Source organism: Streptomyces flavofungini, assembly GCF_030388665.1.
Lineage (GTDB): Bacteria > Actinomycetota > Actinomycetes > Streptomycetales > Streptomycetaceae > Streptomyces > Streptomyces flavofungini_A.
The window spans coordinates 2672958-2686641 of record NZ_CP128846.1 but is presented as its reverse complement, the minus strand read 5'-3'; the positions used below and the strand labels follow the sequence as shown (position 1 = coordinate 2686641).

8 protein-coding genes and 1 pseudogene are annotated in these 13684 nt (G+C 72.3%); 6 read left to right on the top strand and 3 right to left on the bottom strand.

Annotated elements, in window-relative coordinates; genetic code table 11:
- Positions 1–32 precede the first annotated feature (32 nt).
- Both QUY26_RS10435 and QUY26_RS10430 read right to left on the bottom strand, forming a co-directional pair.
- Positions 33–1067 carry an LLM class flavin-dependent oxidoreductase gene (locus QUY26_RS10435; protein ID WP_289945293.1) on the bottom strand — a complete coding sequence of 345 codons (1035 nt, stop codon included), beginning with the start codon at positions 1065–1067 and terminating at the stop codon, positions 33–35.
- A 116-nt stretch (positions 1068–1183) separates the two neighbouring features.
- Positions 1184–2647: a purine-cytosine permease family protein gene (locus QUY26_RS10430; RefSeq protein ID WP_289945292.1), complete on the bottom strand. Its 1464-nt coding sequence runs from the start codon at positions 2645–2647 to the stop codon at positions 1184–1186.
- Positions 2648–2862: 215 nt separating this feature from the next.
- Between QUY26_RS10430 and ftsY the strand changes: the two genes are divergently transcribed.
- Complete coding sequence (gene ftsY, locus QUY26_RS10425; protein WP_289945291.1) at positions 2863–4083, top strand: signal recognition particle-docking protein FtsY; 1221 nt, start codon at positions 2863–2865, stop codon at positions 4081–4083.
- Positions 4084–4252: 169 nt separating this feature from the next.
- Here the strand turns inward: ftsY and QUY26_RS10420 are convergent.
- A pseudogene (locus QUY26_RS10420) lies at positions 4253–4891 on the bottom strand (bifunctional DNA primase/polymerase); the annotation flags it as partial.
- A 735-nt stretch (positions 4892–5626) separates the two neighbouring features.
- Between QUY26_RS10420 and nsdA the strand changes: the two are divergent.
- The 5 genes from nsdA (at position 5627) to ffh (ending at position 13500) form a co-directional block, all read left to right on the top strand.
- A complete protein-coding gene (nsdA, locus tag QUY26_RS10415; RefSeq protein ID WP_289945290.1) occupies positions 5627–7105 on the top strand; it encodes a transcriptional repressor NsdA in 1479 nt (492 codons plus the stop codon).
- Positions 7106–7514: 409 nt separating this feature from the next.
- Complete coding sequence (locus QUY26_RS10410; RefSeq protein WP_289945289.1) at positions 7515–8879, top strand: ammonium transporter; 1365 nt, start codon at positions 7515–7517, stop codon at positions 8877–8879.
- On the top strand, positions 8876–9214 hold the full coding sequence (locus QUY26_RS10405; RefSeq protein ID WP_030361971.1) for a P-II family nitrogen regulator: 339 nt from the start codon (positions 8876–8878) through the stop codon (positions 9212–9214). Before QUY26_RS10410 ends, QUY26_RS10405 begins: the two co-directional genes overlap by 4 nt.
- A 57-nt stretch (positions 9215–9271) precedes the next feature.
- Positions 9272–11788, top strand: a complete 2517-nt coding sequence (locus tag QUY26_RS10400; RefSeq protein ID WP_436840497.1) for a [protein-PII] uridylyltransferase — start codon at positions 9272–9274, stop codon at positions 11786–11788.
- Between the two features lie 149 nt (positions 11789–11937).
- Complete coding sequence (gene ffh / locus QUY26_RS10395) at positions 11938–13500, top strand: signal recognition particle protein (RefSeq protein WP_289945287.1); 1563 nt, start codon at positions 11938–11940, stop codon at positions 13498–13500.
- Positions 13501–13684: the final 184 nt, after the last annotated feature.

Here is a 13684-nt window from a genome sequence, read left to right as displayed (position 1 = left end):
GAGGAAGCTGCCCCGGCTCAAGGACCGCGAGGTCACTGCTTGAGCCGGGGCAGTACGTTTTCGCCGAACAGGCGCAGGCTCCGCCACCCCTCGTCCACCGGCATCCCGCCGACGAGCGGATGCAGCACGAGGTTCGCCCCGGACTCCGCGAGCGCCACGCACGCGTCGGGCGTGAGCACCCGGTAGACGCCCTCGGCGCGCAGCTCGTCGACCGTCGTCGCCGCCGAGCGCACCGCCGAGCGGATGTCGCCGGACTGCCAGGAGGCGTAGGTGCGGGCCTCGTGCAGGAAGTGCTCGCCGTACGCGGCCCAGGTGCGGTCGGGGTCCTCGCTGAGGTGCAGCAGCGGGGTCTTCGCCGCGGGCATCATCGTCCAGCCCTCGGTGCCGTACTCGGCGCGCTTCTCGTCGTAGTACGCCTCCAGCTCCGGCAGGTGCGCGCTCGGGAAGAACGGCAGGCCGAACCGGGCGGCGCGGCGGGCCGCCGCCCGCGAGGAGCCGCCGACCAGGAGCAGCGGGTGCGGCCGGGTGTGCGGGCGCGGGGTGACGCGCACGGTGCGGCCGCGATGGCTGAACTCCTCGCCGGTCCAGGCCTTGAGCAGGGTTTCCAGGAGCTCGTCCTGGAGCTTGCCGCGCCGGGTCCACTCGACGCCGAACGCCGCGTACTCCTCGGGCCGGTAGCCGATCCCCGTGACCGTGACGAGGCGGCCGCCGCTCAGCAGGTCGAGCACGGCGATGTCCTCGGCCAGGCGCAGCGGATCGTGCAGCGGCCCGATGACCGCCGAGACGGTCACCGTGATCCGCCCGCCCGGCTCCCGGCCACCGCCCCTCACCGAGGCGCTGCGCGCCGCCGCACCTCTCTGCGTCGCCCCGAACACCGCGCCCGCGAAGGCGAACGGCGAGGGCAGCCAGTTGTTGGCGGCGCCGTGGTGCTCCTCGGTCTGGATCGTGGACACGCCGCGGTCGTCGGCGTACACGGCCATCTCCAGGGCCGCGCGGTAGCGGGCGCTGAGCGTGTCCGGGGTGGCCGCGGGATCGACGAGGTTGAAACGTACGACTGTGACGGGCATGCGGAACGTCCCCCTTCACCGGGACGGCGGGCCGCGGGCAGCGGGCCGGTGCGGCGAAGGGGGACGTTAGCTGACGATACGTCAGATGGCCAGGGGTGGCCTGGGGTTGAGGGCGCTCACGCCTTGGCCGCGGCGGGCTCGGCCGAGGCGACGGGCTCGGCGGCCGTGGCCGTCTCGGGGAGCGGCCGGCGCGGAAGCAGTGCGTACAGCGCGCCCGCGACCACGATCGTGACGAGCCAGCCGAGGCCGTTGCGCCCGATCCAGGAGGTGGCGAGCGGGCCGCTGAACCAGTCGACCTTGGTGAAGAGCAGGCCCACGACGAGCGCGACCGCCCAGGCCGTCATGGCCTGCCAGGCGAAGCCCGCCCTGTACCAGTACGCGCTGGTGCGCTTGGTGTCCATCAGCGCTTCGCCGTCGTACGTCTTCCTGTGGAACATGTCGACGCCGAAGACGCCGATCCAGGCGGAGAACGCGACCGCGAGCAGCGTCAGGAAGGAGATGAACGAGCCCATGAAGCTGGTGGCGACGTTCATCAGGAGGTAGCCGAAGATCAGGCTGATGATCGCGTTCACGCTGACCGCCCACGCGCGCGGGACGTTGATGCCGAGCGTCATGGCCGTGAAGCCGGCCGAGTACATCGACATCGAGTTGATCAACAGCATGCCGATCAGGGCCATGATCAGATACGGCACCGCGATCCACGTCGGCAGCAGGTCGCCGAGGAAGGCCACCGGGTCCTGCGCCGAGGACAGCTTCGGCTGCGAGACGGCCATGACCGCGCCCATCAGGACCATGGGGACCACGACGATGGCCGCGCCGCCGACGGCGTGCCCGACGAGCGGCCTGTTCGAGGCCGTGCGCGGCAGGTAGCGGGTGAAGTCCGGGCCCGTGGGCACCCAGCTGATGCCGCCCGCGGCGATCGTGCCGATGCCCGCGATCATCATCGCCGTGGAGCCCGCGGGCTTGTCGAAGACCTGGCCCCAGTCGGTGTCCGTGAGGAGGTAGACGAGCACCAGGACGCTGAACGCGCCGAAGAGGTACGTCGACCAGGTGCTGCACACGTGCAGGACCTTGCGGCCGAGGCCCGAGATGAGGAACGTCGCGGCGACGAAGCCGAGCAGCGTGATGACCTTCAGCGCGGTGTTCTGCTTCACCCCGAAGCAGATGTCGAGCACCGTGAGGATCGCGTACGCGCCCGTGACCGCGTTGATCGTCTCCCAGCCCCAGCGCGCGACCCAGATCAGCGAGCCGGGGAAGAGGTTGCCGCGCTGGCCGAAGACCGCGCGCGAGAGCGTCATGCCCGGGGAGCCGCCGCGCTTGCCCGCGATGGAGACGAGACCCACCAGGCCGTAGCTCAGGACGGGGGAGACCAGGGCGACGACCAGGACCTGCCAGAAGTTCAGGCCGTTGGAGACGATCAGGCCCGCGCCCATCGTCAGGAGCAGAACGCTGATGTTGGCGGCGACCCAGGTGGGGAACAGCTCGCGGGTCCTGCCGTGGCGCTCGGAGTCCGGGACGGGCTCAAGGCCTCGGGTCTCCAGGGCGCCTTCGTGTTCGGCCGTTTCGGCGGTGGTGCTCATGAGGGGTGGTTCCGTGCCTCTCGCTCGGCTTGCGTCGACGTCGTCGCCGGCCGGTGGGGGTGAGCTGGGTGAATCAGCAGATGGGACTCTACGCGCGTTGACGCAGCCTCTTCCATCGTACTTTAGTCCGAGTAATGGCGGCTAGTGGCATATGTGCTTTGGAGGAAAACACAAGGAGCCTGCCGGGAGGGCCCATGACTGATACTGGGTGAGTTATGGAAATCGTCATCCTTGCTGTAGTCATCGCCGTCGTCGTGGTCGGTGCGATCGGCGGGCTCGTCGTCGGCAGCCGCAAGAAGAAGCAGCTGCCCGAGGCGAAAGCCCCCTCCGCGACGCCCACCATCACCGCCCCTCCGGCCGAGCCGCACGTCGGCGACGAGGCCGAGACGCCGCGCGACGAAGCGCGCCGCACGATCGAGGAGGTGGACCTGCCGGTCGCCGAACCCTCGGCGTCCGCACCCGTCACGATCGAGGAGCCCGCGGCCCCGCCGGCTCCCGAGATCGAGACCCCCGAGCCCACCGCGGGCCGCCTGGTGCGCCTGCGTACGCGCCTCTCGCGCTCCCAGAACGCACTCGGCAAGGGCCTGCTCACGCTCCTCTCGCGGGAGCACCTGGACGAGGACACCTGGGAGGAGATCGAGGACACCCTCCTCACCGCCGACGTCGGCGTCGCCCCCACCCAGGAGCTGGTCGAGCGGCTGCGCGAGCGTGTCCGGGTGCTCGGCACGCGCACCCCCGAAGACCTGCGCGCCCTGCTCCGCGAGGAACTCCTCACCCTGGTCGGCACGGACGTCGACCGTGCCGTGAGGACCGAGTCCGGCCTGGAGACCCCGGCCATCGTGATGGTCGTCGGCGTGAACGGCACCGGCAAGACCACCACCACCGGCAAGCTCGCCCGCGTCCTGGTGGCCGACGGCCGCTCGGTCGTCCTCGGCGCCGCCGACACCTTCCGCGCCGCCGCCGCCGACCAGCTCCAGACCTGGGGCGAGCGCGTCGGCGCCCGCACGGTCCGCGGACCCGAGGGCGGCGACCCGGCCTCGATCGCCTTCGACGCGGTCAAGGAGGGCATCGCCGAAGGCGCCGACGTCGTCCTCATCGACACCGCGGGCCGACTGCACACCAAGACCGGCCTGATGGACGAGCTCGGCAAGGTCAAGCGCGTCGTCGAGAAGCACGCGCCGCTCGACGAGGTCCTGCTCGTCCTCGACGCCACCACCGGCCAGAACGGCCTGGTGCAGGCCCGCGTCTTCGCCGAGGTCGTCGACATCACCGGCATCGTCCTGACCAAGCTCGACGGCACCGCCAAGGGCGGCATCGTGGTCGCGGTCCAGCGCGAGCTGGGCGTGCCCGTGAAGCTGATCGGCCTCGGTGAGGGCGCGGACGACCTGGCGCCGTTCGAGCCGGAGGCGTTCGTCGACGCGCTGATCGGGGACTGAGCCGGGGCGTCGTGGTGCGCTTACGCACGGCCCGCTCCGTCAGTGGAAAAGCGGAGAAGCGGAGAAGCGGAGAAGCGAAGAAGTGCCCCACCCCCGGGTGCAGCCGGGAGCGGGGCACTTCGTCATGGGGGCGCCGTGCGGGGGCGCGTGGCCCCGCACGGGGCGCGCGTTACGCGGGCGATCGGTGGGCGACGTACGCCAGCGTGCCGAGGAGGAGCCGGGCGTGCGGCGGGCCCGTGACGGACTCGGGGTCGGGGGAGCGCAGCCAGCGGACCGGACCGAGGCCCGCGCGGTCCGACGGCGGGGCGGTGATGTGCGCGCCGGGGCCCAGGCCGTGCAGGTCGAGCCCGGTGTCGTCCCAGCCCATGCGGTAGAGCAGTTGGGGCAGTTCGGCGGCGGCGCCGGGGGCCACGAAGAAGTGCGTGCGGCCGTCCGGAGTGGCCGTCACCGGGCCGAGCGGCAGGCCCATCCGCTCCAGCCGCACCAGGGCGCGCCGCCCCGCCGCCTCGGCCACCTCGATCACGTCGAACGCGCGGCCCACGGGCAGCATCACCGCGGCGCCGGGGAACTGCGACCAGGCCTCGGTGACCTCGTCGAGGGTGGCCCCCGCGGCGATCTCGGGGGCGAAGTCCAGGGGGTGGGCGCCGGGGGCGGCGCAGTCGGCGCGGCCGCAGGAGCAGCGGCCGTCCTGGGCGCGTGCTCCGGGCACCACGGGCCAGCCCCACAGGCCCGTGTACTCGGCGACGGTCGTGCAGCACTCCTCGGTGGTCGAGCGGCAGCGCCTGCGGGATCCGGAGCGGGGCTCCTTCGGCTCCTTGAAGGGGCGCGTGTCCTTGGTGGTGCGCGGCTCCTTGGTGTCTTTCGCGGCGCGCGCCTCCTTGGCCGCGCGGGGCACGCGCCCCTCTGCGCCCGCCTCCGTCGCGCCTGTCGCGCCCACCGCGCCCGTCTCGCCCGTCTGCTTGGTCCCCCGGACGTCCTTCGTCCCCCGGACACCGGACCGGGGCTCTTTGGTCCCCCGGATGCCGCCGATCGTGAAGCCCATGCCCCCTCCAACGGGTCGCGTGTGCGGTGGTTACGTGTGCGCGGTGACGACGTGACGGATCCGGACCGTGACCCGTCGCGTCTCGACGCGTTGTGCACGTCTCAAGCCGACTCTCGCCGACTTTCGCCGCGTTCCGCCGTCAGGTGGTGCCCGCGCTCGGAGGCATGACAGGTGGTGCACTCCGTTGCCCACGCCCCTGCGTGCTCCGCTCCGCCCACTTTCGGTTGTCCCGTGTCAAGTGAATCGTGTGCGGCGGGCAGGTAGTTCATTCGAAGGGGTGGCGAATGGTGGCGTTTCCGCGTTCGCCCTCGCCGGAGCGGTGATCGTAGGATTACTTTCGGTACATGACCCGAGGACTTGCGCACTCGTGGGTATGCCGGAGGCAAGTCGGTTTCCCGTTCGAAGGGTGACATTCTCCGGACGGACCGCCGCAACACGCGGCATTCTGTTAGGGCTTGACGTGGACCTCGGACAAGTGGCTTGAGGGATGGGGGCGTTCCAGTGGGCGGCAGTGGCGGTAGCGGTGCGAACGCTGAGAAGCGCCCCAACGAGATGCTCGGTTCCTGGTTCGTGCGCAGCGGCTGGTCGAAGGGCGAGCTGGCCCGCCAAGTGAACCGCAGAGCACGCCAGTTGGGTGCGCACCACATCTCCACGGACACCTCGCGCGTCCGCCGCTGGCTCGACGGCGAGAACCCGCGCGAGCCCATCCCGCGCATCCTCTCCGAACTGTTCTCCGAGCGCTTCGGCTGCGTCGTCGCCGTCGAGGACCTCGGCCTGCGCGCCGCCCACCAGGCCCCGTCCGTGTCCGGCATCGACCTGCCCTGGACCGGCCCCCAGACCGTCGCCCTCATCAGCGAGTTCAGCCGCAGCGACCTGATGCTGGCCCGGCGCGGCTTCCTCGGCACCTCGCTCGCCCTGTCCGCAGGACCCGCCCTGATCGAGCCCATGCAGCGCTGGCTCGTGCCAGGACCCTCCGCTCCGGTCGCCGAGCCCGAGCCGCAGCAGCTCACCCCACGCCGCCCCGGCCGCCTCTCCCGCCCCGAGCTCGACCTCCTGGAGTCCACCACGGTGATGTTCCGCCAGTGGGACGCCCAGTGCGGCGGCGGCCTGCGCCGAAAAGCCGTCGTCGGCCAGCTGCACGAGGTGACCGACCTGCTCCAGGAGCCCCAGCCCGAGGACACCTCCAAACGCCTCTTCAAGGTGGCGAGCGAACTGGCCGAACTGGCGGGCTGGATGAGCTACGACGTAGGGCTCCAGCCCACCGCCCAGAAGTACTTCGTCCTCGCCCTGCACGCCGCCAAGGAAGCCGGCGAGAAGACCCTCGGCTCGTACATCCTCTCCAGCATGAGCCGCCAGATGATCCACCTCGGCCGGCCCGACGACGCCCTGGAGCTCATCCACCTCGCGCAGTACGGCAGCCGCGACTGCGCCAGCCCCCGCACCCAGTCGATGCTGTATGCGATGGAGGCCCGCGCCTACGCCGGAATGGGCCAGCCCGGCCGCTGCAAACGGGCGGTCCGGATGGCCGAGGACACCTTCGCCGACGCGGACGACTGGGACGAGCCCGAGCCCGACTGGATCCGCTTCTTCTCCGAGGCGGAGCTCAACGGCGAGAACGCCCACTCCTTCCGCGACCTGGCCTACGTGGCCGGGCGCAGCCCCACGTACGCCTCCCTCGCCGAGCCCGTCATGGCGCGCGCCGTCGAGCTCTTCGGCAACGACCCCGAGCACCAGCGGTCGTACGCCCTGAACCTGATCGGGATGGCCACCGTCCACCTGCTCCAGAAGGAGCCCGAGCAGAGCGCGGTGCTCGCGGGCGAAGCCCTGGCCATCGCCAAGAAGGTGCGCTCCGAGCGGGTCAACACCCGGCTGCGCAAGACCGTCGACAACGCCCTGCGGGACTTCGGGGACGTGGCGGACGTCGTCCGGCTCACCGACCAGCTCGCCGTCGACATGCCGGAATCCGCGGAGGCCGTCTGACATGCTCGCGCACCCGGCCGCCTGACCGGCGCGCCCCCCCACACTCCGGCCGCGGCCGGCCCATCCCGACAGCCCGACTCGGCTCCCCCATGCCAGGTCATTCGGATGGCCGCCGCGGCCGGGCTGCTTGTGCGCCTGAACCGGCGCCGCTCTCGCGGAGAGGGCTGGGCGCCGTTGGGGTTGCTCAACTGATGGCCGGGAATTTGGGATGGTATGTCCTGCGGACCGCGGACCACGCGCGGTTCATCCACGCGTAACACGCACGACCTCTTCGTCACTGCGGCGAAACATCGAGTGGCACTGACCGAAACCGCGCTGCGCCAATCTCATGCGGCATAACCGGCCCACCGTCCTCGCACCGCAGAGGGTGAAGCCCGCACGGGCCGTATCCGACGACGAGGAGACGCCGATGCCCCCAGGCATCACGCTTGCCGCAGACGCCCCGCAGCTGTCTGCCGCCAACACCGGGTTCATGTTGATCTGCTCCGCCCTGGTGATGCTCATGACGCCGGGGCTCGCCTTCTTCTACGGAGGCATGGTCCGCGTCAAGAGCACCCTGAACATGCTGATGATGAGCTTCATCAGCCTCGGGATCGTCACCGTCCTGTGGGCGCTCTACGGCTTCTCCGTCGCCTTCGGCACCGACCACGGCAGCCTCTTCGGCTGGAACGGCGACTACGTGGGCCTCGGCGGGATCGGCCTCAACGAGCTGTGGGACGGGTACACCATCCCGGTCTACGTCTTCGCCGTGTTCCAGCTGATGTTCGCCGTCATCACGCCCGCCCTGATCAGCGGCGCGCTCGCCGACCGCGTGAAGTTCACCGCGTGGGCGCTGTTCGTGGCTCTGTGGGCGACGATCGTCTACTTCCCGGTCGCGCACTGGGTGTGGGGCACCGGCGGCTGGGCCTTCGAGATGGGCGTCATCGACTTCGCCGGCGGCACGGCCGTGCACATCAACGCCGGTGCCGCGGCCCTCGGCGTGATCCTCGTCATCGGCAAGCGCGTCGGCTTCAAGAAGGACCCGATGCGCCCGCACAGCCTGCCCCTGGTGATGCTCGGCGCCGGACTCCTCTGGTTCGGCTGGTTCGGCTTCAACGCCGGGTCCTGGCTCGGCAACGACGACGGCGTCGGCGCGCTGATGTTCATCAACACCCAGATCGCCACGGCCGCCGCCATGCTCGCCTGGCTCGCCTACGAGAAGATCCGCCACGGCGCGTTCACCACCCTCGGTGCCGCCTCCGGCGCGGTCGCAGGACTCGTCGCCATCACCCCCTCCGGCGGCTCCTGCTCGCCGCTCGGCGCCATCGCCATCGGCGCGATCGCCGGCCTGCTGTGCGCCCTGGCCGTCGGCCTGAAGTTCAAGTTCGGCTACGACGACTCCCTCGACGTCGTCGGCGTCCACCTGGTCGGCGGCATCGCGGGGTCCCTCCTCGTCGGCCTCTTCGCCACCGGCGGCGGCCAGTCCGAGGCGCAGGGACTCTTCTACGGTGGTGGCCTCGAACAGCTCGGCAAGCAGGCCGCCGGTGTCGGAGCCGTCCTCGGCTACTCCCTCGTCGCCTCCGCCGTCCTCGCTTTCCTGATCGACAAGACGATCGGTATGCGGGTCGACGAGGACGAGGAGGTCGGCGGCATCGACCAGGTCCAGCACGCCGAGACCGCGTACGACTTCAGCGGCGCGGGCGGCGGCTCCGCGCCCCGCACGGGCGCCGTGCCGGGCCCGGTCCAGGGGGCCGCGCAGACGGCGGCCCAGAAGAACAAGAAGGTGGACGCATGAAGCTCATCACCGCGGTCGTCAAGCCGCACCGCCTCGACGAGATCAAGGAGGCCCTCCAGGCCTTCGGGGTCCAGGGCCTGACCGTCACCGAGGCCAGCGGCTACGGACGGCAGCGCGGCCACACCGAGGTCTACCGCGGCGCCGAGTACACCGTCGACCTCGTACCGAAGATCCGCATCGAGGTGCTCGTCGAGGACGAGGACGCCGAACAGCTCGTCGAGGTCGTCGTCAAGGCGGCCCGCACCGGCAAGATCGGCGACGGCAAGGTGTGGAGCGTCCCCGTCGACACGGCGGTCCGGGTGCGGACCGGCGAGCGCGGGCCCGACGCGCTGTGACGCGCACGGCCTGCGCACGGTAGTCCCACAGAGAACAGGAGCCGCTGGGTGACGAGCGTGGAAGCACCGAAGGAATCAGCACAAGCGGAAGACCCCGGACCCAGCGGCTACGCGGCGGCCCGGCTGCGCCTCCTCCAGGACGAGGCGCGGTCCGGGCCGCCGCGCCGTTCCGCCCTCGCCGAACTCACGGACGGCTGGCTGAACGGACTCTTCGCCGCCGGCGCCGCCGGCGCCGCCGACACCGCGCCCGGCACGCCGCCGGGCATCGCCCTGGTCGCCGTCGGCGGCTACGGCCGCGGCGAATTGTCCCCCCGCAGCGACCTCGACCTGCTGCTCCTCCACGACGGCGCCGCCGACCCGGGCGCGATCGCCGCCCTCGCCGACCGCATCTGGTACCCCGTCTGGGACCTCGGCCTCGCCCTCGACCACTCCGTCCGCACCCCCGCCGAGGCCCGCAAGACCGCGGCCGACGACCTGAAGGTCCACCTCGGCCTGCTCGACGCCCGCCACATCGCCGGCGACCCGGGGCTCACCGGCGGGCTGCGCGGCGCCGTCCTCGCCGACTGGCGCAACCAGGCGCCCGAGCGACTGCCCGAGCTGCGCGAACTGTGCGCGGAACGGGCCGCGCGCCACGGCGAGCTGAGCCACCTCCTCGAACCCGACCTCAAGGAGGCCCGCGGCGGACTCCGCGACGCCACCGCGCTGCGCGCCGTCGCCGCCTCCTGGCTCGCGGACGCCCCCCGCGAAGGCCTCGCCGAGGCCCGCCGCACTCTGCTCGACGTACGCGACGCCCTGCACCTCACGACCGGCCGCGCCACCGACCGGCTCGCCCTCCAGGAACAGGACCAGGTCGCCGCCGAACTCGGTCTGCTCGACGCCGACACCCTGCTGCGGCAGGTGTACGAGGCCGCGCGCACCGTCGCCTACGCCGCCGACGTGACCTGGCGCGAGGTCGGGCGCGTGCTGCGGTCCCGCAAGGCGAGGCCCCGGCTGCGCGGGCTGCTCGGCGGCGGGAAGGCGGCCGTGGCCGAGCGGTCGCCGCTCGCCGAGGGCGTCGTGGAGCAGGACGGCGAGGTCGTGCTCGCGCGGGCCGCCCGGCCGGAGCGGGACCCCGTGCTTCCGCTGCGCGCCGCCGCGGCCGCCGCCCAGGCCGGGCTGCCCCTGTCCCTGCACGCCGTGCGCCGGATCGCGGCCGCCACCCGGCCGCTGCCGACGCCGTGGCCCGCCGAGGCCCGCGAGCAACTGGTGACCCTGCTCGGCGCCGGGCGGCCGACCGTCCAGGTCTGGGAGGCCCTTGAGGCCGAGGGCCTGATCACCCGGCTGCTGCCCGACTGGGAGCGGGTCTGGTGCCGCCCCCAGCGCAACGCCGTCCACACCTGGACCGTCGACCGGCACCTCGTCGAGACGGCCGTCCGCGCCGCCGACCTCACCCGTCGCGTCGGACGGCCCGACCTGCTGCTCGTCGCCGCCCTGCTGCACGACATCGGCAAGGGCTGGCCCGGCGACCACTCCGTCGCCGGGGAGATCATCGCCCGCGACGTGGCCACCCGGATCGGCTTCGACCGCGCCGACGTCGCCGTGCTCGCCTGTCTCGTACGCCACCACCTCCTCCTCATCGAGACCGCCACCCGGCGCGACCTCGACGACCCCGCGACCGTGCGGTCCGTCGCCGAGGCCGTCGGCTCGCCCGGCACCCTGGAGCTCCTGCATGCCCTCACGGAGGCGGACGCCCTCGCCACCGGGCCCGCGGCCTGGTCGTCCTGGCGCGGCTCGCTGGTCGCCGACCTGGTGAAACGGGTCGCTTCGGTGCTCGCGGGCGATGAGGCCGACGACCCGTACGCGACCGGGGACGGCGCGCCCGCGTCGGCGGAGGAGGAACGGCTCGCGGTGGAGGCGGTGCGGACGGGGGCGCCGGTGGTGGCGCTGCGGGCGGAGGCCGGCGGGGGCGCCCCGGAGGGCGAGGGGGGTGCTGCCTCCGTCGGTTCCGCCGAGGCGCAGGCCGAGCCGCTGGGCGTGGAGCTGCTGGTCGCCGTGCCCGAGCAGGGCGGGGTGCTGCCCGCCGTCGCCGGAGTGCTCGCCATGCACCGCCTGACCGTGCGCACCGCGGAGCTGCGGGCGGTCGCGCTGCCCGCAGAGATGCCCGGCTCGGTCCTGATGCTCCAGTGGCGCGTCGCCGCCGAGTACGGCTCGATGCCGCAGGCCGCGCGGCTGCGGGCCGACCTGGTGCGGGCGCTCGACGGGTCCCTCGACATCGCGGCCCGGCTCGCCGAGCGGGACGCCTCGTATCCGCGACGGCGCGGCACGGTGGCGCCGCCGCCCCGGGTGACCGTGGCGTCGGCGGGGTCGCGGCGGGCAACGGTGATCGAGGTGCGGGCCCAGGACGCACCGGGGCTGCTGCACCGGATCGGGCGGGCCCTGGAGGCGGCGGAGGTGCGGGTGCGCAGCGCGCACGTGTCGACGCTGGGGGCGAACGCGGTGGACGCCTTCTACGTCACGGGCGTGGACGGGGCGCCGCTGGCGGGGGAGCGGGCGGTCGAGGTGGCTCGGGGCGTCGAGGAGGTGCTGCGGGGGTAGAGGGCGGTCCGCTTGCGGGCCCGTCGTGCGGGGCGCGCGGGCCCCGGCCGAGGTCAGGTGGGGACGGAGGGCACCCGCCCCGGCGAGAGGCAGATACCCTGGAGGGCGACCCGCCCGCCCGCCCCCGATCCCGAGGATTCGCGACCGCCGTGTTCGACACTCTTTCCGATCGCCTCGCAGCGACATTCAAGAACCTCCGCGGCAAAGGCAGGCTCTCCGAGGCGGACATCGACGCCACTGCGCGCGAGATCCGCATCGCCCTGCTCGAAGCGGACGTCGCCCTGCCGGTGGTCCGCGCGTTCATCAAGCAGGTCAAGGAGCGGGCGACCGGCGCCGAGGTCTCCGCGGCGCTCAATCCGGCCCAGCAGGTCATCAAGATCGTCAACGAGGAGCTCATCGGCATCCTCGGCGGCGAGACCCGGCGCCTGCGCTTCGCCAAGCAGCCGCCCACGGTCATCATGCTCGCGGGCCTCCAGGGCGCCGGTAAGACCACGCTGGCCGGAAAGCTCGGCCGCTGGCTGAAGGCCCAGGGCCACTCCCCGCTGCTCGTGGCCTGCGACCTCCAGCGCCCGAACGCCGTGAACCAGCTGTCGGTCGTCGCCGAGCGCGCGGGCGTCGGGGTCTACGCCCCGCAGCCGGGCAACGGCGTCGGCGACCCGGTGCAGGTCGCGAAGGACTCGATCGAGTACGCGCGTACGAAGCAGTTCGACGTCGTCGTCGTCGACACCGCCGGACGCCTCGGCATCGACCAGGAGCTGATGCAGCAGGCCGCGGACATCCGCGACGCCGTCAGCCCGGACGAGGTCCTCTTCGTCGTCGACGCGATGATCGGTCAGGACGCCGTCAACACGGCGGAGGCCTTCCGGGACGGCGTCGGCTTCGACGGCGTCGTGCTCTCCAAGCTCGACGGCGACGCCCGCGGTGGTGCGGCGCTCTCGATCGCGCACGTCACCGGCCGTCAGATCATGTTCGCCTCCAACGGCGAGAAGCTGGACGACTTCGACGCGTTCCACCCGGACCGCATGGCGTCCCGCATCCTCGGCATGGGCGACATGCTCACGCTCATCGAGAAGGCCGAGCAGACCTTCTCGCAGCAAGAGGCCGAGAAGATGGCCTCCAAGCTGGCGAGCAGCAAGGGCGGCAAGGACTTCACGCTCGACGACTTCCTGGCCCAGATGGAGCAGGTCAGGAAGATGGGCAGCATCAGCAAGCTGCTCGGGATGCTGCCGGGCATGGGGCAGATCAAGGACCAGATCAACAACCTCGACGAGCGCGACGTCGACCGCACCGCGGCCATCATCAAGTCGATGACCCCCGGTGAGCGGCAGGAGCCGACGATCATCAACGGCTCGCGGCGGGCCCGTATCGCCAAGGGTTCCGGTGTCGAGGTCAGCGCCGTGAAGAACCTGGTCGAGCGGTTCTTCGAGGCCCGCAAGATGATGTCCCGCATGGCGCAGGGCGGCGGCATGCCGGGAATGCCCGGGATGCCGGGCATGGGCGGCGGCCCCGGCAAGCAGAAGAAGAAGCAGAAGCAGGCCAAGGGCAAGCAGCGCTCGGGCAACCCGATGAAGCGCAAGCAGCAGGAGGACGAGGCCGCCGCACGGCGCGCCGCGGCCGAGGGAGCCGCCGCGGGCGGTGCGTTCGGGCTGCCGGGCGCCCAGGGCGGCAAGGACTTCGAGCTGCCGGACGAGTTCAAGAAGTTCATGGGCTGAGCTCTTCGGGCCGGGCCGGAGGGCTCTGGGCTGAGCGAGGCCCTTTCGGTACGTCGTCCAGGGGCGCCCCGCCGTGTGGTGGGGCGCCCTTGGCGTATCCCCGGGTGGGTGCCGGGGCGGGTGTTCGCATGGGTCCACGGCGTCTCCCCGGGGTGTCCCCGGCATGTCCCCGGGCGGGCGCGGA

Coding starts and splice junctions, on each gene's coding strand:
- QUY26_RS10410 (WP_289945289.1), top strand. CDS start 7,515: ATGCCCCCAGGCATCACGCTTGCCGCAGACGCCCCGCAGCTGTCTGCC.
- QUY26_RS10405 (WP_030361971.1), top strand. CDS start 8,876: ATGAAGCTCATCACCGCGGTCGTCAAGCCGCACCGCCTCGACGAGATC.
- QUY26_RS10435 (WP_289945293.1), bottom strand. CDS start 1,067: ATGCCCGTCACAGTCGTACGTTTCAACCTCGTCGATCCCGCGGCCACC.
- QUY26_RS10430 (WP_289945292.1), bottom strand. CDS start 2,647: ATGAGCACCACCGCCGAAACGGCCGAACACGAAGGCGCCCTGGAGACC.
- ftsY (WP_289945291.1), top strand. CDS start 2,863: ATGGAAATCGTCATCCTTGCTGTAGTCATCGCCGTCGTCGTGGTCGGT.